The 22,631-nt window shown below is 45.5% G+C and carries 27 protein-coding genes, 1 tRNA gene and 1 pseudogene; 14 read left to right on the top strand and 15 right to left on the bottom strand.

The window, feature by feature from the left end; genetic code table 11:
* Nucleotides 1-68: 68 nt before the first annotated feature.
* Nucleotides 69-1,004 (top strand): hypothetical protein, encoded by a 936-nt coding sequence (locus tag AAAA73_RS01950; protein WP_340596466.1) that lies wholly within the window; start codon nucleotides 69-71, stop codon nucleotides 1,002-1,004.
* A gap of 2 nt (nucleotides 1,005-1,006) precedes the next feature.
* Here AAAA73_RS01950 and AAAA73_RS01945 read toward each other — a convergent pair whose 3' ends face one another.
* The 8 genes from AAAA73_RS01945 to rpmB form a co-directional block, all read right to left on the bottom strand.
* Nucleotides 1,007-1,396 (bottom strand): hypothetical protein, encoded by a 390-nt coding sequence (locus tag AAAA73_RS01945; RefSeq protein WP_340596465.1) that lies wholly within the window; start codon nucleotides 1,394-1,396, stop codon nucleotides 1,007-1,009.
* 43 nt (nucleotides 1,397-1,439) lie between these two features.
* Entirely contained in the window at nucleotides 1,440-2,564 is a 1,125-nt protein-coding gene (locus AAAA73_RS01940) for a THUMP domain-containing class I SAM-dependent RNA methyltransferase (protein ID WP_340596464.1), read from the bottom strand.
* A gap of 85 nt (nucleotides 2,565-2,649) precedes the next feature.
* Nucleotides 2,650-4,383 (bottom strand): electron transfer flavoprotein-ubiquinone oxidoreductase, encoded by a 1,734-nt coding sequence (locus AAAA73_RS01935; RefSeq protein WP_340596463.1) that lies wholly within the window; start codon nucleotides 4,381-4,383, stop codon nucleotides 2,650-2,652.
* Between the two features lie 146 nt (nucleotides 4,384-4,529).
* Nucleotides 4,530-4,778, bottom strand: a complete 249-nt coding sequence (locus AAAA73_RS01930) for a hypothetical protein (protein WP_340596462.1) — start codon at nucleotides 4,776-4,778, stop codon at nucleotides 4,530-4,532.
* Nucleotides 4,779-4,868: 90 nt separating this feature from the next.
* Nucleotides 4,869-5,699, bottom strand: a complete 831-nt coding sequence (locus AAAA73_RS01925) for a carbon-nitrogen hydrolase family protein (RefSeq protein WP_340596461.1) — start codon at nucleotides 5,697-5,699, stop codon at nucleotides 4,869-4,871.
* A gap of 41 nt (nucleotides 5,700-5,740) precedes the next feature.
* Nucleotides 5,741-5,977: a hypothetical protein gene (locus tag AAAA73_RS01920; protein ID WP_340596460.1), complete on the bottom strand. Its 237-nt coding sequence runs from the start codon at nucleotides 5,975-5,977 to the stop codon at nucleotides 5,741-5,743.
* 263 nt (nucleotides 5,978-6,240) lie between these two features.
* Entirely contained in the window at nucleotides 6,241-6,498 is a 258-nt protein-coding gene (locus AAAA73_RS01915; protein WP_142701240.1) for a KOW motif-containing protein, read from the bottom strand.
* A 13-nt stretch (nucleotides 6,499-6,511) separates the two neighbouring features.
* Nucleotides 6,512-6,799, bottom strand: a complete 288-nt coding sequence (gene rpmB, locus AAAA73_RS01910) for a 50S ribosomal protein L28 (protein ID WP_340596459.1) — start codon at nucleotides 6,797-6,799, stop codon at nucleotides 6,512-6,514.
* A 186-nt stretch (nucleotides 6,800-6,985) separates the two neighbouring features.
* On the opposite strand from rpmB, the gene rpsR reads away from it, so the two are divergent.
* Nucleotides 6,986-7,255 carry a 30S ribosomal protein S18 gene (rpsR, locus tag AAAA73_RS01905; RefSeq protein ID WP_142701242.1) on the top strand — a complete coding sequence of 90 codons (270 nt, stop codon included), beginning with the start codon at nucleotides 6,986-6,988 and terminating at the stop codon, nucleotides 7,253-7,255.
* Nucleotides 7,256-7,335: 80 nt separating this feature from the next.
* Here the strand turns inward: rpsR and AAAA73_RS01900 are convergent, their stop codons facing one another.
* Together AAAA73_RS01900 and AAAA73_RS01895 are read right to left on the bottom strand one after the other, a co-directional pair.
* Nucleotides 7,336-7,728 carry a hypothetical protein gene (locus AAAA73_RS01900; protein ID WP_340596458.1) on the bottom strand — a complete coding sequence of 131 codons (393 nt, stop codon included), beginning with the start codon at nucleotides 7,726-7,728 and terminating at the stop codon, nucleotides 7,336-7,338.
* Between the two features lie 344 nt (nucleotides 7,729-8,072).
* On the bottom strand, nucleotides 8,073-8,738 hold the full coding sequence (locus tag AAAA73_RS01895) for a hypothetical protein (protein WP_340596457.1): 666 nt from the start codon (nucleotides 8,736-8,738) through the stop codon (nucleotides 8,073-8,075).
* 82 nt (nucleotides 8,739-8,820) lie between these two features.
* Between AAAA73_RS01895 and AAAA73_RS01890 the strand changes: the two genes are divergently transcribed.
* Nucleotides 8,821-8,897: transfer RNA gene (locus AAAA73_RS01890), tRNA-Pro, on the top strand.
* A gap of 421 nt (nucleotides 8,898-9,318) precedes the next feature.
* Here AAAA73_RS01890 and AAAA73_RS01885 read toward each other — a convergent pair.
* Nucleotides 9,319-9,558: a metal-sensing transcriptional repressor gene (locus tag AAAA73_RS01885; protein ID WP_340596456.1), complete on the bottom strand. Its 240-nt coding sequence runs from the start codon at nucleotides 9,556-9,558 to the stop codon at nucleotides 9,319-9,321.
* Nucleotides 9,558-10,859: an ABC transporter substrate-binding protein gene (locus tag AAAA73_RS01880; protein ID WP_340596455.1), complete on the bottom strand. Its 1,302-nt coding sequence runs from the start codon at nucleotides 10,857-10,859 to the stop codon at nucleotides 9,558-9,560. Before AAAA73_RS01880 ends, AAAA73_RS01885 begins: the two co-directional genes overlap by 1 nt.
* A gap of 29 nt (nucleotides 10,860-10,888) precedes the next feature.
* On the opposite strand from AAAA73_RS01880, the gene AAAA73_RS01875 reads away from it, so the two are divergent.
* From AAAA73_RS01875 to AAAA73_RS17395, 7 genes and pseudogenes are all read left to right on the top strand, one after another.
* Nucleotides 10,889-11,149, top strand: coding sequence for a metal-sensing transcriptional repressor (locus tag AAAA73_RS01875; RefSeq protein ID WP_340596454.1), 261 nt, complete (start codon nucleotides 10,889-10,891; stop codon nucleotides 11,147-11,149).
* A gap of 134 nt (nucleotides 11,150-11,283) precedes the next feature.
* Nucleotides 11,284-11,595, top strand: coding sequence for a hypothetical protein (locus AAAA73_RS01870; protein WP_340596453.1), 312 nt, complete (start codon nucleotides 11,284-11,286; stop codon nucleotides 11,593-11,595).
* Nucleotides 11,596-11,685: 90 nt separating this feature from the next.
* Nucleotides 11,686-14,820 (top strand): efflux RND transporter permease subunit, encoded by a 3,135-nt coding sequence (locus tag AAAA73_RS01865; RefSeq protein ID WP_340596452.1) that lies wholly within the window; start codon nucleotides 11,686-11,688, stop codon nucleotides 14,818-14,820.
* The gene (locus tag AAAA73_RS01860; protein WP_340596451.1) at nucleotides 14,817-15,269 is read left to right on the top strand and encodes a hypothetical protein; all 453 of its coding nucleotides are present in this window, start codon (nucleotides 14,817-14,819) and stop codon (nucleotides 15,267-15,269) included. The genes AAAA73_RS01865 and AAAA73_RS01860 overlap by 4 nt, the downstream gene beginning before the upstream one ends.
* 9 nt (nucleotides 15,270-15,278) lie before the next feature.
* Nucleotides 15,279-16,544, top strand: a complete 1,266-nt coding sequence (locus AAAA73_RS01855; RefSeq protein WP_340596450.1) for a TolC family protein — start codon at nucleotides 15,279-15,281, stop codon at nucleotides 16,542-16,544.
* A 13-nt stretch (nucleotides 16,545-16,557) separates the two neighbouring features.
* Complete coding sequence (locus AAAA73_RS01850; RefSeq protein WP_340596449.1) at nucleotides 16,558-16,848, top strand: hypothetical protein; 291 nt, start codon at nucleotides 16,558-16,560, stop codon at nucleotides 16,846-16,848.
* Between the two features lie 106 nt (nucleotides 16,849-16,954).
* Nucleotides 16,955-17,137 (top strand): annotated as a pseudogene (locus tag AAAA73_RS17395) (hypothetical protein); the annotation flags it as partial.
* Between the two features lie 248 nt (nucleotides 17,138-17,385).
* On the opposite strand, the gene AAAA73_RS01845 reads toward AAAA73_RS17395, so the two are convergent.
* Nucleotides 17,386-18,033, bottom strand: a complete 648-nt coding sequence (locus tag AAAA73_RS01845; RefSeq protein ID WP_340596448.1) for a helix-turn-helix domain-containing protein — start codon at nucleotides 18,031-18,033, stop codon at nucleotides 17,386-17,388.
* A 113-nt stretch (nucleotides 18,034-18,146) separates the two neighbouring features.
* Here AAAA73_RS01845 and AAAA73_RS01840 point away from each other — a divergent pair, with 113 nt between their 5' ends.
* Nucleotides 18,147-18,671: a hypothetical protein gene (locus AAAA73_RS01840; RefSeq protein ID WP_340596447.1), complete on the top strand. Its 525-nt coding sequence runs from the start codon at nucleotides 18,147-18,149 to the stop codon at nucleotides 18,669-18,671.
* A gap of 8 nt (nucleotides 18,672-18,679) precedes the next feature.
* Nucleotides 18,680-18,871: a hypothetical protein gene (locus AAAA73_RS01835; protein ID WP_340596446.1), complete on the top strand. Its 192-nt coding sequence runs from the start codon at nucleotides 18,680-18,682 to the stop codon at nucleotides 18,869-18,871.
* Nucleotides 18,872-18,978: 107 nt separating this feature from the next.
* Here AAAA73_RS01835 and AAAA73_RS01830 read toward each other — a convergent pair whose 3' ends face one another.
* Nucleotides 18,979-19,521 carry a hypothetical protein gene (locus AAAA73_RS01830; RefSeq protein WP_340596445.1) on the bottom strand — a complete coding sequence of 181 codons (543 nt, stop codon included), beginning with the start codon at nucleotides 19,519-19,521 and terminating at the stop codon, nucleotides 18,979-18,981.
* A gap of 195 nt (nucleotides 19,522-19,716) precedes the next feature.
* Here AAAA73_RS01830 and AAAA73_RS01825 point away from each other — a divergent pair, with 195 nt between their 5' ends.
* The gene (locus AAAA73_RS01825) at nucleotides 19,717-20,580 is read left to right on the top strand and encodes a hypothetical protein (protein ID WP_340596444.1); all 864 of its coding nucleotides are present in this window, start codon (nucleotides 19,717-19,719) and stop codon (nucleotides 20,578-20,580) included.
* An 11-nt stretch (nucleotides 20,581-20,591) separates the two neighbouring features.
* Here the strand turns inward: AAAA73_RS01825 and AAAA73_RS01820 are convergent, their stop codons facing one another.
* The gene (locus AAAA73_RS01820; protein WP_340596443.1) at nucleotides 20,592-21,407 is read right to left on the bottom strand and encodes a class II glutamine amidotransferase; all 816 of its coding nucleotides are present in this window, start codon (nucleotides 21,405-21,407) and stop codon (nucleotides 20,592-20,594) included.
* A 210-nt stretch (nucleotides 21,408-21,617) separates the two neighbouring features.
* Between AAAA73_RS01820 and AAAA73_RS01815 the strand changes: the two genes are divergently transcribed.
* Nucleotides 21,618-22,625 carry a malate dehydrogenase gene (locus AAAA73_RS01815; RefSeq protein WP_340596441.1) on the top strand — a complete coding sequence of 336 codons (1,008 nt, stop codon included), beginning with the start codon at nucleotides 21,618-21,620 and terminating at the stop codon, nucleotides 22,623-22,625.
* Nucleotides 22,626-22,631: the final 6 nt, after the last annotated feature.

Raw genomic sequence — 22,631 nt, 5'->3', positions numbered from 1 at the left:
CATTGGTTTCAAATGAAGGCGGCCCATATTTTGATATAAATTCGCAATACCTAACTCCAGGAGTTTTTATGTCATTCGCAGTCACTTTGCTGATCGCCCTAGCTCCCCTGACCACCTTTGCTCAGGCCAAGCCCACAGACTTGGTCGTCAGCCCAGCCGAAAAAGCCCTGTATCTGCAGCACAACGATGCGATCGTAAAAACTGCAAGTCAGTGCATCGAAGACACTTATAAAACACACCTGGATTTCTTCAAAAAACACAAAGTCTCCAAGTACTATGGCGACCGCAACCCATCCTTGAACACGCGTGAAAAACGATTGCAGATCGTGCGCCAAGTGGGTGCTCCAGACTCAGTGGTGGATCAAATGGAGGGCATCAGCTGTATTGGTCTGACCCGTAAATGTCTAAAGCAAGGAATCGACGCCACCCAAGAACCTGCGCTTGCAGCCCTGTGGGCGCGCATTGATCAAAATGTTATCGCCAACGGCACCAGCGGAGTGGTCCTGACTCAGCATCTGCAAAAACTGGGATGGAAAGTGCTTTACTGGAATGCTCGCCCTGACTTGAACAAAGAATGGGACGCAGAAGATCCTACCCTGACCAAAGGCAAAGTCGTCAGCTGGGACTCGGGCGTTAGGAATTCCGCAGGTGAGTTTATCTACAACCCGGCTTGGGGCATGCACGAGATGCGCTATCAGACGGTTATTAAAAAGGATCTGTATTATACCGTGAAAATCGACGACAAAAAAACACTGGTGAACTTCGACCTGAATCCCCCACAGGAATTCACATCTTCACCTTTCTTTGTCGGCGTTGCTCATGCGGGCTATCACGTGTTCCCAGGAACTTACGGACAGGTTATTGAAGCGCACAGCATGCGTCGTTTGGATTCAATCGATAATCTTGAAGCGGGACCGTTTAACCCGTTGGCATCGGGCGGAGCCCCGATGTGGACTAAAATTGAGAAGTATCGTTCAGGAACCGTGGCGCTTCCGCCACGTTAAGATCAACGCAGGATGGAGCAGATCGCTGAAACATCCTGATTTACTGTTTCGGTCGTGGACACATCGTGAGTGATGACTTCGACCGAAGTTTCTTTTTCATCGACTTTCAAGTTTTGCAGTAAAATGACTTCACCAGTCTGAGCCGTACCTGCAGTCTCTTCAAGAAGAACCTGCAATTGGATAATTGATTTTTCGACGGACAGATGAATCTGAAAAAATCGGCCGTAATGTTCATCAATCGACAATGTCATCAGATTACCAACGACATTCACAACCTGACCACTGCCCGTACGAATCTTACAATCATAGGATTTGTAGTCGTAAATGTTTGTGACCGCAGCCGCTGCAAATACCGGGAGAGTCATAATAAAAGCCATTAGAATTTTCATCATAACACTCCCCCTTAGAAAGCCCTCCGGAGAGGGCACATAACTACTAGAACATTGAGTACTTCAAGAAACGGCACTCGATATTACCATTGAATACGAAGTGCTTGCGCGTAGATTTTAATTTTAAGTCTGCAATCAACTCTTTGTTTCCAGAAAGAATCCAAGCATCCCAGCCTTTGAATCTGTGCTTCAATGTGAAGCTCAGGTCACGGTAAACGTCACGAAGATTGTCCTCGTCACCGATACGCGCACCATATGGAGGATTCACGATGATAAGACCTTTTTCAACCGGGGGTTCTACAGTCGCGACGGATTCTTTTCTGAATTCGATCACGTCGTCAACGCCAGCAGCTTTCGCATTTTCTTTTGCCGCTTTCAAAACTTTGTTGTCGATATCATAAGCGTAGAACTTGGTTTCGATTTCTTCTTTTTCACCTGCGATCGCAGCGTCCACCACGTTATCCCAAGTGTCTTGTTCGAAGTTCAAAAGGTTCATGAAACCAAAACGTTTGCGGTTGATGCCCGGCGCGATGTTTTTAGCCATCATTGCCGCCTCGATCATGAATGTTCCGGATCCGCACATGAAATCCACCAATGCGGATTTACCATCCCAATCAGACAATTTGATCAAACCCGCTGCCAGGTTTTCCTTCAACGGAGCTTCGCCCACGTCTTTGCGGTAACCACGCATGAACAAAGAATCACCAGAAGTGTCTATGGAAACGTTGAACTGATTTTTCACAGAGCGAACCACAATACGAAGTGCCGGATTGTAGTTATCAACGTCAGGGCGAACACCAAATTTGTCACGGAACTGGTCCACAACAGCATCTTTGATTTTCATCGCGATGAAACGTTGATCGCGCATTTTTGAATCACCCACGGAAACGTCGATGCTCAAAGTCTGATTTGGTTTGATGTATTTGGTAAAATCATGGCGAAGAATCATATTGTACAATTCTTCTGGTTGGTAAGCCGTGAAATCCAGGATTGGTTTCAAAATGCGGCTGGCCATGCGGGAGTGAAGGTTCGCTTTATAGCAACCTTCCCAGTTGCTCTCAAAGTATACGCCACCAGCGGTTTTGCCGGTTACTTTAAGGCCTAAGTCTTTAAGTTCTTGTTCTAATGGATCTACGAGACCGCGTGCTGTTGACGCAAAAAATTCTGCCATGGGGATGGGTCCTTTCTTTGGTTAAAGAAGTCGGATCCCTCGTCGTCCGACTTCCTACACCGCCAGGTCCCACCCACTTATCTGGTTAGACCTCGCGATATTGTGGTCCGCCGCCACCTTCTGGCACCGTCCACTCGATGTTTTCGAATGGGCACTTAATATCACAAGTCTTACAGTGAATACAGTTGGTATAATTGATTTGTAGGTCTTTCTTACCTGCCTCTTTTGTAGACGGAACCATCTCGTATACAGAGGCCGGGCAGAAATGATTACATGGGGATTTGTACTGAGGCTCACATACGGAACGGCAGATATCCCCATCTTTAAGGATCAAATGGTTAGGAGAGTCCTCGTCATGCATGGTCCCCGTCAAATAAACGCTGGATAGCTTATCAAAGAACAGCTGACCATCTGGTTTGGGAAGTTCGCCCAATTGCTCGTCAAATCCATTAGGACCCCAGACTTCAACGACTTTATTGGTCGTTTGAGCATCTGTATGATCCAAAGGCATTGGATCCTGAAGGCCACGGCCCCCTGTGATCTCCTGAACCGCGATAAGAGGCATCCCCTCCAGCATCCCTTTGGAAAGGGCCTGATGGAAGTTACGGACAGCCCATAGGTCTTTTTTAACGAAGCTGTTCTCAATACGCGCTTCGTAGGCTTTGGTAACGGATTCATTGAATTCGGCGCCCGCGATCAAACCATCCACGATCGTATCCGCTGCCGACATACCGGCTTTCATCGCCAAGTGGATGCCTTTTAGCTTCTTAACATCGACCATGGAAGCGGAGTCCCCGATAACCATCCAGCCGTCGCCGTAAAGCTTAGGCATGGAGTACCAGCCACCCGCAGGCAATGTTTTACCGCCGTAAGCGATAACTTTTCCGCCCTTAAGCATGTTCTGCATGAACGGATGAGTTTTCAATTTTTGCAGTTCACGATGTGGATCCAAAAGAGGATCGTTCGTATCAAGGTAGGCAACCAAGCCCACGATGATTTTATCTTCAGGCAAAGTGTAGATGAAAGTACCACCGATGGATTTGCTCAAAGGGAAACCCATTGTGTGGATCACTTGACCCGCCTCAACAGTTCCTTTTGGCATTTGTACGATTTCTTTTACACCCTCTTCAAATACTTCCGGATGTTTGCCTTCACGAAGATTTAGTTTTTCAGAAACTTTTTTGAACAATGAACCGCGTGTGCCTTCAGCAAACACAGTCACTTTGGATTTCAAAATCAAACCTGGCTCGAAGTTGCCTTTAGGGTTGCCGTTTTTATCACGACCCTTGTCGCCCGTGCGCACGCCAACGATTTTGTTACCTTCGTACAACGCTTCCACAGCTGCGAAGCCCGGGAAGATGTTGATGCCTTTTTCTTCACACTTTGTCGCCAACCAGCGGTTCAATTTGCTGGCAGAGATAATGTAGTTGCCTTCGTTGTGAAACGGAGGAGGTGTTATTGGCATTTTGAAGGAGTAGTCAGAGCCTAGGTAATAGACGGCGTCTTTTTTAACTTCCGAATCAATTGGGCAACCTTCGTCTTTGAAGTTTGGAACCAATTCGCGAAGTGCTGCTGGATTCAAAACGGCGCCCGAGAAGCTGTGCGCTCCGACTTCAGACGCTTTTTCGATAACCACGATCATTTGATCTGGAATAGGCTGACCCTGTTTTGCTCCAGAAGCCACGTCTTCATTGTGCTTGTTGATTTGATCCTGCAAACGAAGTGCACAGGACAAACCTGCAGATCCACCACCCACGATCAGAACATCACAGTCCATCGTTTCGCGCGTTACGCCTTCAGGCAAATGATCGTATACCATATTCTCTCCTACACGGCCGCTGAAAAAACCCCATCTACTGCGTTGTCGGGCTTTGTCCTCGCTCCGACGTACCTTAAGGTACGCCTGCGCTGTGGGAAAACCCTCCGCCTTGCATCTGTGGCTTTTTGATCGACCTCAATTCTACTTTATTCTTCGCTAGGTTCTTCTGGAAGTTCTGCTTGAGGAGCCAGTTTGCGTGGAGGATTCGTCACTTGAGCTTGAACCTTCAAGTCACCCTCATCGCGGCCGCCTGGATACAGGCGTTTCTTTGCTTTTTGCGCCAACTCAGCCTCACGGCCCTCGTCGCGTACAGCACCGGCTAATACTTCCTGAGCCAAAACTGATTGGCCCATGAAAGAAGTCATCAAAACAGAAACCAAGAAAAGACGGATCATAATTACCCCGTTTCCTGCGCTTGTGTTCACCGCGCATTTAAAAACTAATTGAGAAAGATGTCACCAGAAATGATGCAGAATTTTATCGCTTTAGGCAACCGGAAGCCGACGATGAAACTTCATTGGAATTTGTCGACGAACGCCGTCAATTCGTTCTTTGGTAAGAGTGGCTATCGCGTAACCCACATTGCGGCTCTCAACCTGTCCCACCACAGCCCCCCAAGGGTCTACAACAAGGCTATGGCCGTAAGTTTCCCTCACGCCACCATTCACTCCCATATGAGTCCCACCTTGGGCACTGGCAATTAAATAAGACTGACTCTCAATCGCACGAGCACGCAGCAAGATCTCCCAGTGCGCCTCTCCGGTTTTCACCAAAAAGGCCGCAGGGACTAGCAACAAGTCCACTTCCTTGCGGGCATACTGAGAAAACAACTCGGCAAAACGAATGTCATAGCAAATCGTTTCACCAATACGCCAGCCATCCACTTCGATAATGCTGGGACGCTGACCGTGACGGAAGACATCGGATTCTCGGATGGGCTTTTGCCCTTCCAGATGGATGTCGAATAAATGCAATTTTTGATAAGTCGGCTTTACCTCTCCAGCCGGAGTGACCAACATCGACGAATTGTACAGATGGCCTTCCAGCTGCAATGGCACCGAGCCCAGATGCAGATAGGTATCATATTTTTTTGCGAGTTCAGAAAGTTTAGAAAACACGGCGTCTGTCAGCGCAAAGCCCAGGATTTTCTCCCCTTCTTTCGTTCGCATGTAGAGACAGTTTTCCGGGAATCCCACCAGACGAGGCTTGTGGGATTTAAAGATATCTTCCAAGAGGGCTTCAATTTGCATCAGGTTCGCATCGACATCATCGATGGAGGTCATTTGCGCTACCGCAATCACCAACTCCGAACTCATAGGTTCTCCTTCAGCGCCTTCCGAACAATCAGACTGGCAGACTACTCAACAGAAATAACCGTCGAGGAACGCGCTTCTTTTACGTCGCGGCAATTCCACTTGGCTTCTTCCAATGTCTTACGAACTCCAGCGACGATTTCCTCGCAGGAACCCACATTGGTTGCAGAACCAATAGTCTGATCCACACCTTGCTTCGTGTAAATAGCTTTGCACTTTTCGTCAGAGCCTTGTTCCACACGCAGCGTGCGTACTGTTTTGTTGTGCTTGCAAAGAACCATAGCGTCGCCGATATCAGCGTAGGCTAGGGACGAAAAAAAAGCACTGGCATCGCCATAGCGACCAGTGCTTTCTTGTATTTTTCCACTGTGATTTGGTCTCGTTTAATCAAGCTGCTCTCCTGTCTTAACAAGTTGGGATCCAGGTCTGTTCCAGGAACAAATGTTTCCTGAATCCAACTTAATTTTACGCAGCTATGTAGGAGACTAAAACGAAGAGATCACCTTTGAGACCAAATTTAGGCTTTATCCCGGGAAGGAATTGCCTATGTGGACTTTTGTTTAGCTGATTTCTTAGCTGGTTTTTTAGCAGCAGCTGCTTCAACCAATTTAACGTTAGAGTAATCGATGAAGCCTTCTTTTTTCAAAAGACCATCTTTTTTGTCATAGTGTGTTTGTACTTTCACACCTTGAACAGAGATTTTCATCGCGTTAGCGTCTACAGCCAAAACTGTGCCCTTCTTACCTTTGTCAGAGCCAGAGATAACTTGTACAGTTGCGCCTTTTTTGATTTTCAATTTCATTTTGTAGCCTCAATTATTTTTTAGAAGAGATTTTCTTTTTGATTCTCATCTTAACGGCCATTGCTCTTTTAGAAAGAGTCGCGTCGTTAGCACCCAAGATATAAGAATCAAATCCACCAACGTGCTCCATGTCACGAAGCGCAGAAGTTGCGATGTTCAAGCGAACCATAGCGTTCAAAGAACGGCTAAAGATGCGTTTTTTCTGAACATTTGGTTGTGCAGTTGTTTTAGTTTTGATGTTGGAGTGAGATACCAAGTTTTTTACAACTGGGCCTTTTCCAGTGATTTCACATTTGCTCATTACGTGCTCCTACTAGCTACAAGTCGAGGTCAGCGCCGCCCGACCCCAGGATTCTTTCCTGAAATTCAATAGGGACGCCGCAAACAAGAAACAAGGATATAAAGTAAAAAGACACTTGATGGCAACTGTTTTTTCTTGTACACCCATTAACTCGCAAACCAAAAGGAACTCAAAAAGAGGGTACTCATGAAAAAGACAACTCGTAGCAAATATAGACAAGAATTCTCTGGCGACCACGTTTTCGATTACAAAGATCCAGCATCTTTGACTCGTTTTATCGGCGATGGTGGCAAAATCACTCCGTCTCGCATCTCTAAATTGTCAGTAGCTCAGCAAAAACGCGTAGCTGCAGCAGTTAAAAAAGCTCGTAACTTGGCTCTATTGCCATCTGGTACTGATGCTTACGATACATTCCACAGAGCTGAAGCTATCTCTCCAGTTCCTTTCGAGATCTAATTAGATCGAAATTTGAATAGAGCTTTCCTTTTGGAATTAAAAAAGCCGGGCAAAACCCGGCTTTTTTATTTTTCAGATCCTTAAACGGCCTTTTTGCCCAGCCTATACCAACGGATTGCGGTGATAAGCATCATCACCATGTAAGATTTGCTCGACCAGCTGTGTAAAAACGGTCCCGGAACTCCCCAAAAAGTGAGCTGATCGAAGGGCACTCCCCAATTCAGCAGACGAATCCCTAATATCGGCAGCGCAAAGATCACCCAAAACTGCAAAACCCCGGCATACCAGACGGCTTCCTTGAATTGAGCATGCTTATGCTCCCAGGCCATCAATCCCAGCGGCATAACCACGAACAGCACCCCTGCGACCGTGGCTGCAATTTGCTTTTCTGAAATCGAGGCAAAAATCACGATCACGGCCACGATCACCAACGCTTGAATCACCAGGTATTCTAAAAATCTGTTTCGTCTCATATCCAAGAAGTTAGACCAGCATCGCAGACAACACAAGGCTCAGCGCCCGCTTATTTTGATTTGGCATCCGGAAGGCTTGGCCACCCCGTTGCAATATCGTCCCTTCGTTAACTTTTAAACTTTAAACGAAGGATACAAATCATGACTCAACAACAAAACAACCTGCTTAAGCTGCAAACTGACCTTAGCCAATTTGGCTTAAACCCGACGGAATGGACTCTCGAAAAAGTCCAAGCCCTCTCCTATTTGATCCGAAATAAATTAGACAAAAGTTTCGCCCTTAGCGGCACGCTTCAATTCAAAAACAGAACTCCCGCCTGGAAGTCCATTGCTCTAGTGGCTCTTTAATAATTATCGCAGCGAACAGAAAACAAGCTGCGATTCCAGATATCTTCCTCAGTCAGGACCTCTGATGCCTTACGCGGCTCGACAGTTGAAACTGTCCCCTCGGGTGTCAGAGGGACCTCCTCCCCCGGAAGCTTGGCAGAAACTTTTTGACGAAGTGCTGTCCAGGCTTCTTCTCCATTGGCTCTGACATAAGTATTCTTCAGGCGACAGAAGGTCGCGATCTCAGCCTCCGTCAACCAACCGAATCTTTCAAATGTCCCCGGCTCTGGTGGCTTTATCCCCCACGCCAGACGCGCCATCAGTTCGATACCGTCATTCAACGCTGAACCGACTTCCTTCACTTCATAAAGCTGCCCCGCACACTGCGAAGACCCCTTGGTCACGGCGGCTGCCACATTCTTTAAAGTTGAAAAGTACTCGTAGCAGGAGCCTGCGCTGTTCCCCAGCTGACATGCCTCTTTTTCGCGCACAATAGACGGTGGGATGGTGTTTTTCTTAACCTGAGTAGAGAAAAGCTGCCCCTTCAGGCTTTCGCGCAAGCCCTCTTCCTGGGTATCACAGACTGTGTGCGGCGGCTCCATGACCATAAATACGATGACGGCGATTAAAATCGCGCCTACAACAAGGACCGGCTTCGGTAGTGAGTTCAAAAACTTTTCCATGGAAAAAATGATACTTATATTACGCGTTAGAATCTAGCAGTTTGACAAGTGGGGCTGTTTTTCGTTAGGTTGCTGTCTCTGTCGGGGAGTAGCGCAGTCTGGTAGCGCATCTGGTTTGGGACCAGAGGGTCGTAGGTTCGAATCCTATCTCCCCGACCATTTCTTACTTTAAGCGAACCTAGGACCTTCAAGTCCCTAGAGTTCCCTAAAGACCCTTTTTCGCGGAATCCAGACGCAAGTTCAATGACATTTTCATTTTTTAAATCAGATCCCGGGGCAATACCCTGATTTCTTTTTTCATCTATTCCATCACGCAACCGATAATTAATTTTAATTCCATCAATCAGAGTTACAACATTTCTGATAACTCTTTTTAAAAGGATCTTTTGCTGTGATTGCGGAGCCTTCGCCCATCCCTTTTCAAACTCTTCTAGTCTTTCAAAAAGTAATTCTCCTCTAACCTCAATATCCTCTTGATCCACTTTCATTTCATTAAGACCATCCAGATAGTCCTTCAGAACCTTTTTCTCTTGCGCCAATTTATTCAAGTCGTCGGAAATAACCTGCAATGCCTCTTGAGTTAGCTTACCTCTCGACTGAATTTGCCAATCACCGCTGTGCGAATGCACGAGGCAATATGATCCCGTGCGACCATAGCTCTACAATCAGCAAGACGATTCATAATCCCTGTTAGTTGCTGAACTATGCTCACGCAGGACTGACCTTTTTCAATCATATTTTGAATAGCTTGTAGCCCTTGTTCGGCGGCCCGCAAATGCATTTGAACTTCTTCTGCTCTCGTATGTGTATGTTCGGCCATTATAATTCTTTTCCTTTCGCCCATTTAAAGAAAACGACGTTTGCAAGCACGACTGCTGCAAGTGAGGCAAATACCAAGTATTTAAAATCTTCCGTACTAGGCAACAAACTTCCTGCACTGAATAGCACTAAAGTTGCCATCGTAGTTGTTAAGTAACTCAATGAATTCAACTCACCACGCTTTTTTTCTGGGATGAGTCTTTGTCGAAGTTCAAACTCACCGTTGGAAAATCCGTAAAGTCCAATTCGCGACAAAAGAACACAGGTTAGAAAAATATAAACACCACCCTGCACCCTAACAGCAAAAGCAGTAATTCCGACAGTCAACGTAAAACCTTGAAACGCAAGATGGAGTTTAGCGCTTTCTATGAGACCAGTCTTTTTAACAAGATATGGAAACGACACCGTCGAAATGAGACCAAATACAGCTCCAAGGCCACGGAATAGACCGATTTCGCCTTCCGGCAACTCCATCTTATCTTTTAGATAGCCAGCCAACAACACCCCATGCGGACTCAGTACGGAAAGCCAAAGAAGTGCGTAACTAAAGATCAACCAAAAGATAGGATTAGAAACCGCTTCTTTATAATTAAAATGGAAAAGTTCTTTCCAACTTTTAGTGGCATTGGTTTCCTTTATATGAAGACCCGATTTTCGTATCACATTTAACAGGAGAAAATATTCTGGGACAAACGAAGTTAAATTCCAGATAGCCACAATTAAAAGCCCCAACAGATGGATATGTGGAGACTCCAATGCGAATAAGATACCCGCAACGATTGGCGCTCCAACTTCCGTTGCCAAATCTATTCGGCGCAACCAGCTATTAAACTTAGTCAACTTCTCTGCAGGTATAAGCGACGGTGCCAAATCATTTCCAACAGAGATATCTGTAATAAGAGAACCTAGGGAAGCCATAATGCCAAAAAACGAAAGCAATGCAAAAAGAGGTTTTACTAATCCATCTTCAACATAAATGAATTTGTTATGAACTGAGCCATCTAAAAGATAAAAACAAAGAATACCGCCTAAGATCGCGAAGAATTGGACCCACACTCCAATTTTAACGACCTTACCGCGTTGATTTGAGTCAATCCACTTACCAACCCAGGGTGTTAGTAGAAATGTTCCGATCTTGATGATCAAATAATAGAGCGCTGCAATTTGTAACTTTCCTGGAAAGACATGAAGTAATGCGAATGGCACAATAAAGTCCCAAGCCTGATCTCCAGAACGGGTTAGCAACCGTCCTAACAACAACTGTGTCTCAATTTTTAAAACTTGGCTCATACTTCTTGACATCCCATCCCCCGGGAAGGGATGCTAGGACTATGGCACACAAAAAGCAACACGCAAGTCATGAGGATGTCTCTAAAAGACTGAAAAGAGCCAAAGGCCACCTCGAAACAGTTATTGCAATGATTGCAGACGAACGCGAATGTATTGACGTTGCTAGGCAACTTCACGCTGTGGCCAAAGCAATTTCCGCAGCAAAAAGCGTTTACATCCACGATCATATTGAGCATTGTTTAGATGGAAACCACAAAGATATCGATCTAGATGATATCAAAGAGATTACAAAGTACATTTGATGAAAAGAATTTACGCCGCCCTCTTCAAGACGAAATCAGCGAGCCTTCTTCTGAAAGCTCTACGCGGCTCTTTTTTGCTCCTGACCCTGTCCATTTACTTCCTCAGCGCTTCTCAAGCTTCCGCAATAAGTCCTTTGACAATTACCACGAAGGTCACTGTCACACACTCTCATTCCCACGCCGATGATCATGACCACGAAGATGATCATCACGAAGCTACAGAGCACGATCAACCTGATTCACATGGTCCACAAGACCATCATGATGAATCAGATGCTCACTCCCATACGATTCTAATTGGTAGCTCACCTGCTGCCTATACGTCGCCAGCATACGGTGAATTTGTAGGCCTGATTCTTTCCAGCACATCCTTTAGTGTCTCTCGGAATGCCACACCACCACTCGATCCCGGCCTTGGCTCTATTTTCCGCCCTCCGATAGCTTAATAAGCCATCGCCTCGCAACAACTTAAAAGCTTTAACTTTGGCACTGCCTAGTGCTGCCAATTTAATTACCACTTCGCTTAGAGGAGAGCCATGCTCAACTTCTTTATTCAGTTCTCTTTACGCCACCGTTTCTTAATACTGTTGCTTACAGCCGCGATTTCAGCCTATGGAGCGTGGCTACTTCCAAATCTTCCGGTGGACGTGTTTCCAAACCTCAATCGCCCTACCGTAACGGTGCTAGCAGAAGCCCATGGTCTCGCGCCAGAGGAAGTTGAAACTCTGGTTGCGCTTCCGATTGAAGCCGTTCTCAATGGAACACCTGGAGTCTTAAGAGTTCGCTCTAGTAGCGGCATTGGCATTGCAATTATTTATGTCGAATTTGATTGGGATACTGAGATCTTTAAAAACCGACAACTTATCGCCGAACGACTGCAGCTCCTAGAAGGGCAACTCCCACCCGGAATCAAACCTACAATGGGCCCCGTAACCTCCATCATGGGCGAAATCCAGTTCGTCGGCCTTACAAGCCCCGAGAATAAAGTCTCCCCAATGGACTTACGCACACTTGCTGATTGGACGCTGCGACCTCGCCTGATGACAGTTCCCGGAGTGAGCCAAATCGTCGTCATGGGTGGCGAAGTGAAGCAGTATCACATACTAATTTCGAGCGAAAAGCTTCAGAAAAAAGGTCTATCTCTTGAAGATTTAAAGGAAGCTCTTTCTCGCATCAGTGAAAACACAACAGGTGGGTTTATTGATATCAACGAGAAAGAATATCTAATCCGCCCAATAGGACGAGTTTCTTCCATTGAAGAAATTGAAGATTCCCTCATTGCAATGCACTTTGGACAACCTGTTCGAGTAAAAGACGTCGCGCAAGTTAAGGTAGGTCCAAAGTTTAAGCGTGGCGAAGGGAGCATTAATGCCCGCCACTCAGTAATCATGACCGTACAAAAGCAACCGACGGCCAGCACTATTCAATTAACTCGTGCAATTGACAAAGAATTGGAAGAACTAGCGAAGACACTACCTGAAGGAGTTAAGCTTGAAACAGATCTTTTTAAGCAATCCCACTTTATTGAATCTGCTATCGGAAATGTCGAAGAGGCACTTCGAGATGGTATTTTCATGGTGGCAGTCATTTTATTCCTGTTCCTTTTAAACTTCCGCACAACCTCGATCACGCTAGTCGCAATTCCTCTTAGTCTATTAATGACGGCAATTGTGTTTAAGATAATGGGACTTACGATCAATACAATGACTTTAGGAGGCTTGGCGATTGCCATCGGCGAGCTTGTCGATGATGCCATCGTTGATGTTGAAAACGTATTCCGCAGACTCCGCGAAAATAAGAAAGCAGGCTCTCCCAAAGGCTATCTACGCGTAATTTATGAAGCGTCAAGCGAGGTGAGAAACTCCATTGTTCTTTCCACTATTATTGTCGTGCTCGTGTTCCTTCCATTGTTTGCGCTTGGAGGAATCGAGGGACGCTTGTTCTTGCCACTCGGGGTTGCGTATATAGTCTCCATTATTGCATCTCTAGTCGTTTCGCTAACAGTCACCCCCGTTCTTTGTTCATATCTATTGCCTTCTTCAAAAGCTGTTCATGAAGAAAAAGACGGATGGGTTGTAAGAAAACTAAAGAGTTTCGCGCTAAAAGTTCTAGACCTTACGCTGCCACGTCCATTAACGATATTAGGCGGCTGCGCAGCTCTGCTATTGGCATCTTTAGCTCTTCTGCCGCTAATGGGTCGGAACTTCCTTCCGAACTTTAACGAAGGAACCGCAACTATCGGCATTGCTGGAGCACCGGGAATCTCCCTAGCCGCGTCTGATAAGCTTGGAACGAAAATCGAAGAGGCCATGCTCAGTGTTCCGGAAGTTAAATCTACCGTACGTCGTACTGGGCGCGCAGAAATGGACGAACACGCCGAAGGCGTACACTGGCACGAGATTGATGTCGACTTCAAGCCAGGCGGCAGGCCAAAAGAAATTGTTCTAAATGAAATACGTGAGCGTGCCGAAAAAGTCGGAGACGTCTATGTCAACCTTGGGCAACCGATCAGTCATCGCCTTGATCACTTGCTTTCCGGGGTTCGTGCGCAAATTGCAGTGAAAGTATTCGGCCCTGACCTTAGTGAATTACGTAAACTCGGTGGACAAATTTATGACACCTTAGGTAGTGTCCCCGGAATCGTAGATCTGCAAACCGAACCGTTAGTTCTAATTCCACAACTTAAAATTGCCATCGATAGAGATGCAAGTCGTCAGGTGGGGCTCAGCTCAGGGGCGCTTGCTGAAGATCTAGAAATCGCCTTGAATGGCGAAACTGTCACACAGTTCCTAGACACACAAAGACGTTATGATGTTTTCATCAAACTTGACGACGCCTCAAAAGAAACACCGGAAAAGATTGGCGAGACATTAGTAAAAACGCTTCCGACAGGACAAAAAGTTAAGCTTGCAGAAGTCGCTAACGTTTATCAAGGCACAGGCCCCAATATGGTGAACCGCGAAAATATGCAAAGACGTATTGTAGTCTCTGCAAACTCTTCAGGGCGCGACCTGGGTAGCATCGTGAACGACATTCAAAACCGACTCAAAGATAATATCAAACTTCCAGAGGGATATTTCATTAAGCTAGGTGGTCAATTTGAAAGCCAGCAAGAGGCATCGCAGCGTATTGCGTGGCTTGCTTTGCTAGCCCTTGCTGGAACATTCTTAGTTCTCTACATGCACTTCCGATCTGTGATGCTGAGCCTTCAAGTCATGCTCAATGTTCCATTAGCTTTGATTGGCAGCATTGTGGCGATTTATCTCACCGAAAGAACTCTTTCTGTTGCAACGCTAGTTGCCTTCGTCACTTTGTGCGGCATTGCGACCAGGAACGGGATTCTGTTGGTCAGCCACTATTTGCATCTGATGAAGGAAGAAGGAGAAAAATTCACGAAAGAAATGGTCATTCGCGGATCTTTGGAGCGGTTAGTTCCCGTTCTAATGACTGCATCTACAGCAGCGCTTGCTCTAGTCCCGCTCGTTCTTTCTAAGGGCGATCCCGGGAAAGAAATCTTGCATCCTGTTGCGGTCGTGATCGTAGGTGGACTTATCTCGTCCACTCTTCTTGATCTGATTGTGACGCCAACTGTATTTTTTAAATTTGGACAAAAGGCAGTTCAGAAGTATCTGAACGAAACAACAACCAAGGAAGAAGGAGAATGGAAATGAAACAATTTTTAGCACTATCTGCTATGACACTTTTGGTGTCCTTCAATGCAGCAGCACACGATGAAGGTCACGGGCCTAAATTGGCAGACACCGGGAAATACGGTGGCCTGGTATCTGCTGTAGTTGCAAAAGTGGATGCAAGCAAAGGCACGAAAGCGACGCTTGTTCATAAAGCAGAACTTGTACGCTCTGCGGATGGCAACGTGAGCGTCTATATTTACGATCAAGATATGAAGCCTCTGGATATTAAATCTTTTGATGCTAAAGGAAGCGCATCTCTTGCTGCGAAAGTAAAAGGCAAATGGAAAACAACAACATTTGATCTAGCGGCAAAAGACAAATCATTTGAAGGAAAAATGCCAAAACCAGAAGGCAAACCTTATAACATTGACGTGACGATCAAAGAAAACGGCAAAGAGCTCCTAAGCGCTTTCGATAATTTGGACTAAGGACAGGAAATGAAACTGCAATCACTGACACTACTTTTTATTTTTCAATTTGGTTCTTGGGCACATGGACAATCAAACATCGCGCCTAAAAAGATAACCTTTAGCGACTTACCAACACTGGTACGCGAAAAAAATGAGAAGGTTCGCGCCTCAGAGATTGCAGTTTCTGCGGCACAGATGAGAACGGGCTATCTGCACCGTTCTTTTCTGCCGGGACTAAATCTCAAAGCCGGATCCGAATCAGCAACATTGGGATCAGCTTCCGCAGAACAGCGTAATTTTTGGGGAGCAGAAGCTACAATGAATATTTATCGTGGTGGCCGTGACAAACTCGAAGAGAAAATTCGCGAGTCCAAAACAACCCAGTTACAGGCGGAATCGGACCGTGACTATCACACGGAACTGAGAGATGCCAGAAAGACTTATTGGCGTCTGGTCGCAAATAAAAACAACCTTGTAGAGCTAGAAACCGCGCTCAAGGACAACGAGCAGAACATCCAATCGGCGAAACGTCGATCTGGTGCCGGCGTCGCAACTAATGCGGATGCCGTTCAATTCGAACTTGAAAAGACGCTAATTATTCAACAAATCAAAAAACTAAGGGTAGAACAAGATGCCCTTAGCAATCGTCTAGCCATTGCTATTGCATATGACGATCATGAAAACATGGAACTAAATGATTCATTTGCTCATCCTCCAGAGTCACTACCTGTTACATCAAATTCGGATACACAAAATCCTGACATCAAAATTTTAGAGCAGGAACATCAATCTCACTCTCTTAAAAAAGACCAAACCGGAAGATGGTGGATACCCTCTTTGGATATTTATACAACATATCGCCGCCCTTCCTTCCTAGAAAGCGACACGCGGGCGCTAGCGAAGGAGAATGAGTGGGTCAGTGGAATTCAACTCAGTATGAGTATCGGTCAAGGTTTAGAAGATTATGCTACGAAACGAGCGCAAGAGTTAGAAATTCAGTCAACCTCCCAGAAGCTGGCTTATGCGAAAAGATTTGCCGACGCCACCGAACATGACCTGACACATGACCTAAAGCTAATCCACGAGCTAATTCATGCTGCTGATAACGATGTTGAACGTGCTGCAAATTTTCTAAAGCTGACTAAAACTGAATATAGTCGCGGCGTAAAAAATGGCCCCGATCTACAAGATGCATTTTCAAAGTTCTACGAATTTAAAAACAGAAGAACTGAACTTTATAGACTGTTTTATGAAGCTGAAGCTGATCTTAACTACCTAATTGGTTCAAAATAAGAACGGAGCTTTTATGATAAATTTTATTTTAATTTCCACTCTATTTCATGCGGCTTTCGCCGGAGTCATTGAATCGAAAATTGATAACCATCGCGCGCTCATTCTCTATACCTCTCACCAACTTAAGGAAGGTGATCGCGTTCTTGCCTATAAAAAAACATGCACTGGAGCGAAAGTAAAACTCTGTAAAAGTGCCTTGGCCGGAGAAGGGGCTGTTACTAAGACTCGCGACAACCAACATTACGAGGTTGAGTTCGAAGACCATATTGAGCTTACAGAAATTTGTTCCGTCGAAAAGAAATAGCCGATCCTAAATATTACCTTTTTTCGACTTTCTTTTTCCGTTTCGAACTGGGTTTTCCGAGGCAAAGATTCAGTTTCGGATTAAGGGACCACTTTTCATCCAAAGCATAGACATCGGTTGTGTTGCTGCTCACGGATACTTTCATCTCGATGCGGATAAAAAGTATGTTGTGCACGAAGGTGGAAAGCCTGCCACAGCTTTTTTGTTTAAATTGATTTACCAACTTCAATTTAGCGGAACTGTTCCCATGATCGACATTCAAGCTTATGCTCAATGGTTGGCAAAGTAGGTTCTATGTCCGATTCAGAATAAAAAATCCCTCTAAATCGGACATCAATTCTATCTTTGAATTTCAAGGCTCAACAAAAAGCTAATCTTTATCAGAAAATACTCTGGGACTTCCCCACGTAGAGGTTCTCGATTCATATAAGATCTTTGCCTGAGCTTTCAAAACGACTCTTTGAATATCGTCAATGTTGTATGCCCCTGTGAGTCCGGTAATGATTGTGGCGCTCCAAAAAATTAAATCTGATAAGTTCATATTTTTTCTCCTTTGATAACAATTTTTTTTGATTCAAATCTCGCCAAGATCTTTTTGACTGCTTTATTGTGCCAAGCTTTGGCCTTCCGAGGCTTGAGCTTCTTCGTATTGAGGTAGCGAGTGATTTCATTGGCATCCCGCCCCTCTTTCCACTGACGATGAATCTTAAGTAATACGTCGTACTCAATCGGGTTCTTAACTAGCTCCCCTTGGAAGTAACAATATCCAAAGGGCGGCGGTGATTTCGTTTTTCGAATTCGCCATTGGCTGACCTGGGCAGGGGTTGGGTCCTTGGGACGGAGTTCTACGCCATCTTTAAGTAAATTACTTCTAACCATTGTTTTGGAGATATTTAGCTCTTTGCCTATATCGCGCAGTGACAGCCCTTTTCGATAGAGAACGGCTATTTCCTTCGAATTATCTTCTTTTGTATGGAAGTTTATCTTAACAATATCAAATAGTTGGAAAGGTTCGCATAAGGGTGGGTTCGGGCGACCATTTTTCTCTCCAGCCTTTGGCTGGGAAAAATGGCTGTCTACACTTCTGCTTCGCAGAAGTAACAATTTATTATCTTTATATTTAAACCCAGTGGAATCACTGGGTTTTTTATTTCCAAAATAGCTTCCTCCATTTTGCTTTAGCACATTTTAAAGTTCCTCTGTAAAGGCTTCACCTCACCCAATAGCCCTGCAAATTCACTTCAAAAAACGGCCCAGCTCAGCTATTTAAGTCGAATCAATGAGAAAAGTGAGCGCTTATGATCAGTAAAAAATTTGAAATCGGTGATGACGTTGTCGCTATTGGTGCTACCCCCCTGGAAGTTGCTAAAATCCAAATTGAAAGCGCCATTGAAATGCTCTTTCAAGGTCATCACCCGATTGCGATCCATACAGTTGCTGAATCCGGCTTACAAATCGTACGCGAGCTGGCGGCAGATAAAGACCTGCCACAGGTGCAAAACTTGGAAATCGCAGATATTTCCTTCGATTCATTAAAAACCTTCTCTGGCATTCGGCAAGATCTAAACGACATGACGATCTTTTGGGCGATTCAATTTTATGAAGCGTTGGGTGGCAAGCAGACGGCGGCCATGCATTCTTTCAATGCAGGAGTCGTGATGAGATTCCCTGACTTGGCAAAAACCGAGGTTGCGGGGCTAACACCTGAAATCACGGCCATCGCAAAAAAACTGACACGTGAAGAATTCCTACGCTACGGCGCTGCCAGCATCAACAGTGCAAGAGCTCGTGCAGAACAAAAACAAACAGAAACGCTTCAGTAGGAGGCACAATGGCTAATTCTCAAGACCCTAAAAATAAGGTTCTGACTGATATTCCTGAACAGCTGACGACTGAGGCTGAATTGCTTGAAGAAACTTTTGAATCAGTTGATACGCTGGAGGACTTCACGAAGGTTTTGATGGAAAGTCTGACTTCGAAGCTTCATGCGAACATTGATGAGATTTTTAAGCAGAATAAATAGCAATAAAGACTTCATCGTTGGATACGAATGCCACACGTGAAGCATCGTAAGTACTAAATCTGAAAATCCCCGGTTCATCGCCGGGGATTTTTTTATTTGGAACTCACTTACTTCATGTAAACCATAATAACAGCATTGGATGATTTGGCTTTTCTGCCCATGAAACCGGTTTCATCCGTCGTGCGCGGAGCTGCCCCTGAGGCTTCCATTGCGGTTTTTGTTTTTGCAGTATCGGTTTTAATAAACTTTTGAAGAGCATTTGGACGCTCTGTCATATTGTATGTTTCCACCGAGCTCACTTTTAACTCATCTTTGATAAAGTCTTTCATCACACGAGCACGGTCGTTGGCTAACTTCACATCCTGCTTGGAGGCCTTCGTGCCTTCGGTCGGATATTCGCGGTCCGCCCATACAGCCACTTTCAGTTCGTCAATTTTGCCCTTCTTGCTTGCTTCGCTCACCATATTGCGGATGTCGGTTTTTGCTGTTTCAGTCAATGTGGATTTACCTTCCTCAAATGAGACCTCTGAAACCATTTTCGCACCGAGCGCCTTGCTAGCAGACTCCGTCTCAGTATCCAGTGCGAATGCCGTACTTGTCGTGAAGCCTGCAACAATAACCAAAGAACCGAACATAGACTTGAAATTCATTACGTACTCCTTTGTTGTTAAAATCTGTAATGAAATACTGCCTAGGTTCTCCTTGAAAGCCTATCACCACCATTGTGTATATTGGCATTGGTATGTCATGTTTAAGGCCCTGAAGTTGCAATCGCTAAAAGCATGAAATTCAAATCGCACCTATCTTGCCTAATACTGAAGACAGCTTATTGGCTGTTCATATTCTTGACAGCTGTATTGCCAATTCACTCCCATGGTGCCCATAGCTGCGAACATGTTTTTGCCGAGGAAATCCCGTCTGTACCCCGTGGCTTCTATAAACGCCTCATTAGCAAAAGCTTGCTGGAACAATCAACCGCCTCGGATACGACCAAAGCCAATATCGCCAAATTGGCGGAAACCGTTCTGCATGCCAACTCCAAAGAAATCGAATTGGGCCGCGCTTACAATCGCCTGCGTATGACTGACTTTTTGGTTGAGGAAGTTAAGCTGATCCCAGGGGACTATGTCGATGGCTATGGCCTGTTTATCGTCAAACTTCGCAGCAAAATCGATGGTGACATTGAATTCGAAAGAATTCGCTCCAATGGACATGCGGCATTTATTGATCTGAGTTTTCAGTATCGTCAGGATATGAAAAGCGCAGAGCCTGTCGTGAAACGCTACAAGGCATCTTATTTGGAAAACGACTCGGTGAAAACCATCGATCAGGGAGAGGTTTTCATTTCAAGCCTCCCCGAGCAAATCAAACTATCCCGCGTGATGAATCAAATAGAACGTGAGCAATGGCTCGAAGATCAACCATTTCGAATTGGTAGCTTTGGTGCCAGAACACATTTTGCCGTCAACTATTTCAAGTTCAATAGACAGCAACCTTACATGATCCCGTATTCAAGGCAGCAACTGCTGGAAGCCTATCGGCGAGGAGAAGTTGAGATCAACACCTACAATGCCACTTCTCACACGGAAATGTGGCACGGTAAAATCGATCTGGAATTCGAGATTGTCTTTGCTGGATTCAAGGCTATGGATACTTTACGTCCTCTAATGAAGGAATCCCTGCAGCAAGGTATTCTGCCGTTTCAGTAATTCACAAATATCTAAGGACATGCCTTTATTTTTTCCGCAGGACCGGGAATAGTGTCTCGACTGTCCAGCACCTGCCCATCACGAAAGATCCATAGGCTGCCGGGCTTCATGTTGGTCCATTGCTCATTATTGGTCAGTGGTGCTGTCGCGATAATTGCGACGCGATCCAAAGGGGTCGTCACCGAATTAAAGTCCACCGTCAGGTCTTCATCCTTAAGTTCCGCGGTTAAGAACGGCGCCTTGCGAACGATGTACGTCAGATTTGTCGAAGCATGGGCAATGAGGTAGTCCCCATTCGTCAAAAGAAAATTGAACTCTCCGTGGGGGCCAATTTGCAAAGTCAGTTCATGAATGGTTGAAAATAGTTTGTCTTGATCCGGAAACACATCCCCGAATTTCTTTTGCAGACCTTGCATGATCCAGCAGAATGCTTTTTCACTGTCGGTGTTTCCCACCGGCCGGAACGTTCCATCCAATACAGGATCGAAGTTCAAAATATTTCCATTATGAGCAAAGACCCAGTAACTCCCCCACAGTTCACGCATGAAGGGGTGGGTGTTTTCCAAGGAAACCACTCCTTGCGTGGCTTTTCGAATGTGCGCGATGACGTTCGTGGATTTTATTGGATAGTTGCGAACCAGTTCCGCCACAGGTGAATGAGCCGACGGCAAAGGATCCAGAAACTGGCGCACGCCTTTGCCTTCAAAGAAGGCAATCCCCCAACCGTCCTGGTGCACGTCCGTGCGCCCGCCGCGAGCTTTAAAACCCGAAAACGAAAAGCAGATATCCGTGGGTACGTTGCAGTTCATTCCTAATAACTGGCACATCAAATGCTCCCTGATAACTTATTGATAGTGCCAAGTATTTTTTGATATTTTAAGTATTATCATGCACTTACAGGACTCTCTGGACTAATTATGGGGGCACTTCAGGTTTTCGCCACCAGTCAAAAGTCAATTTAAGCTCCATGAGTCGTGACGACGCGGGTTTAGAGGTCTAAATTCTTTGAATTAGCTAAAATCGAAAGGATTTAGATCATGAAAGCTCCAGTACGTGTTGCAGTCACAGGCGCTGCAGGCCAAATCGGTTATGCCCTACTATTCCGCATCGCAAGTGGCGCGATGTTGGGTGCAGACCAACCAGTTATTCTTCAACTTCTAGAGATCCCAGACGAGAAAGCTCAAAAAGCGCTTAAAGGCGTGATGATGGAGCTTGATGACTGCGCGTTCCCTCTATTGCATTCCATGATCGCTACTGGCGATCCAGCTGTGGCATTCAAAGATGCTGACATCGCTCTTCTGGTTGGCGCACGTCCTCGCGGCCCAGGCATGGAACGTAAGGATCTTCTGACTGCAAACGGTCAAATCTTCACAGTTCAAGGTGAAGCTATCGGTAAACACGCGAATCCAAATGTAAAAGTTTTGGTTGTTGGTAACCCGGCAAACACAAACGCTTACATCGCAATGAAATCTGCAATGAAGCACGGTCGCGTAAAAGCGAAAAACTTCACAGCAATGCTTCGTTTGGATCACAACCGCGCATTGTCTCAGTTGGCTACTAAAACTGGCAAACCAGTTGCTTCTTTCAAAAAAGTTGCAGTTTGGGGTAACCACAGTCCAACTATGTACCCGGACGTTCGCTTTGCAACAGCTGACGGTGCAAAAGTTCCTGAGTTGCTAAAACTTGGCACGACTGAAGGTGATGCTTGGAACAAAGATACTTTCATCCCTGTTGTTGGTAAACGTGGCGCTGCGATCATCGAAGCTCGCGGTTTGTCTTCTGCAGCTTCTGCGGCTTCCGCAGCTGTTGATCACATCCATGACTGGTGGTTGGGCACTAATGGCGAGTGGGTTACTATGGGTATCCCTTCTGACGGTTCTTACGACATTCCAGAAGGCATCATGTACGGTTTCCCAGTGACTTGCAAAAACGGCGAATACGAGATCGTTAAAGGTCTTGAGATCGACGCTTTCTCTCGCGAGAAAATGAACAACACATTGAAAGAGCTGACTGAAGAAAAAGACGCAGTCGCTTCAATGCTGTAATTCAAT

It is taken from the genome of Bdellovibrio sp. GT3 (genome assembly GCF_037996765.1).
GTDB lineage: Bacteria > Bdellovibrionota > Bdellovibrionia > Bdellovibrionales > Bdellovibrionaceae > Bdellovibrio.
The sequence above is the reverse complement of the archived record's forward strand: the minus strand, read 5'-3'. Positions and strand labels throughout refer to the sequence as shown.

Coding starts and splice junctions, on each gene's coding strand:
- AAAA73_RS01950 (WP_340596466.1), top strand. CDS start 69: ATGTCATTCGCAGTCACTTTGCTGATCGCCCTAGCTCCCCTGACCACC.
- AAAA73_RS01945 (WP_340596465.1), bottom strand. CDS start 1,396: ATGATGAAAATTCTAATGGCTTTTATTATGACTCTCCCGGTATTTGCA.
- AAAA73_RS01940 (WP_340596464.1), bottom strand. CDS start 2,564: ATGGCAGAATTTTTTGCGTCAACAGCACGCGGTCTCGTAGATCCATTA.
- AAAA73_RS01935 (WP_340596463.1), bottom strand. CDS start 4,383: ATGGTATACGATCATTTGCCTGAAGGCGTAACGCGCGAAACGATGGAC.
- AAAA73_RS01930 (WP_340596462.1), bottom strand. CDS start 4,778: ATGATCCGTCTTTTCTTGGTTTCTGTTTTGATGACTTCTTTCATGGGC.
- AAAA73_RS01925 (WP_340596461.1), bottom strand. CDS start 5,699: ATGAGTTCGGAGTTGGTGATTGCGGTAGCGCAAATGACCTCCATCGAT.
- AAAA73_RS01920 (WP_340596460.1), bottom strand. CDS start 5,977: ATGGTTCTTTGCAAGCACAACAAAACAGTACGCACGCTGCGTGTGGAA.
- AAAA73_RS01915 (WP_142701240.1), bottom strand. CDS start 6,498: ATGAAATTGAAAATCAAAAAAGGCGCAACTGTACAAGTTATCTCTGGC.
- rpmB (WP_340596459.1), bottom strand. CDS start 6,799: ATGAGCAAATGTGAAATCACTGGAAAAGGCCCAGTTGTAAAAAACTTG.
- rpsR (WP_142701242.1), top strand. CDS start 6,986: ATGAAAAAGACAACTCGTAGCAAATATAGACAAGAATTCTCTGGCGAC.
- AAAA73_RS01900 (WP_340596458.1), bottom strand. CDS start 7,728: ATGAGACGAAACAGATTTTTAGAATACCTGGTGATTCAAGCGTTGGTG.
- AAAA73_RS01895 (WP_340596457.1), bottom strand. CDS start 8,738: ATGGAAAAGTTTTTGAACTCACTACCGAAGCCGGTCCTTGTTGTAGGC.
- AAAA73_RS01885 (WP_340596456.1), bottom strand. CDS start 9,558: ATGGCCGAACATACACATACGAGAGCAGAAGAAGTTCAAATGCATTTG.
- AAAA73_RS01880 (WP_340596455.1), bottom strand. CDS start 10,859: ATGTCAAGAAGTATGAGCCAAGTTTTAAAAATTGAGACACAGTTGTTG.
- AAAA73_RS01875 (WP_340596454.1), top strand. CDS start 10,889: ATGGCACACAAAAAGCAACACGCAAGTCATGAGGATGTCTCTAAAAGA.
- AAAA73_RS01865 (WP_340596452.1), top strand. CDS start 11,686: ATGCTCAACTTCTTTATTCAGTTCTCTTTACGCCACCGTTTCTTAATA.
- AAAA73_RS01860 (WP_340596451.1), top strand. CDS start 14,817: ATGAAACAATTTTTAGCACTATCTGCTATGACACTTTTGGTGTCCTTC.
- AAAA73_RS01855 (WP_340596450.1), top strand. CDS start 15,279: ATGAAACTGCAATCACTGACACTACTTTTTATTTTTCAATTTGGTTCT.
- AAAA73_RS01850 (WP_340596449.1), top strand. CDS start 16,558: ATGATAAATTTTATTTTAATTTCCACTCTATTTCATGCGGCTTTCGCC.
- AAAA73_RS01840 (WP_340596447.1), top strand. CDS start 18,147: ATGATCAGTAAAAAATTTGAAATCGGTGATGACGTTGTCGCTATTGGT.
- AAAA73_RS01835 (WP_340596446.1), top strand. CDS start 18,680: ATGGCTAATTCTCAAGACCCTAAAAATAAGGTTCTGACTGATATTCCT.
- AAAA73_RS01830 (WP_340596445.1), bottom strand. CDS start 19,521: ATGAATTTCAAGTCTATGTTCGGTTCTTTGGTTATTGTTGCAGGCTTC.
- AAAA73_RS01820 (WP_340596443.1), bottom strand. CDS start 21,407: ATGTGCCAGTTATTAGGAATGAACTGCAACGTACCCACGGATATCTGC.
- AAAA73_RS01815 (WP_340596441.1), top strand. CDS start 21,618: ATGAAAGCTCCAGTACGTGTTGCAGTCACAGGCGCTGCAGGCCAAATC.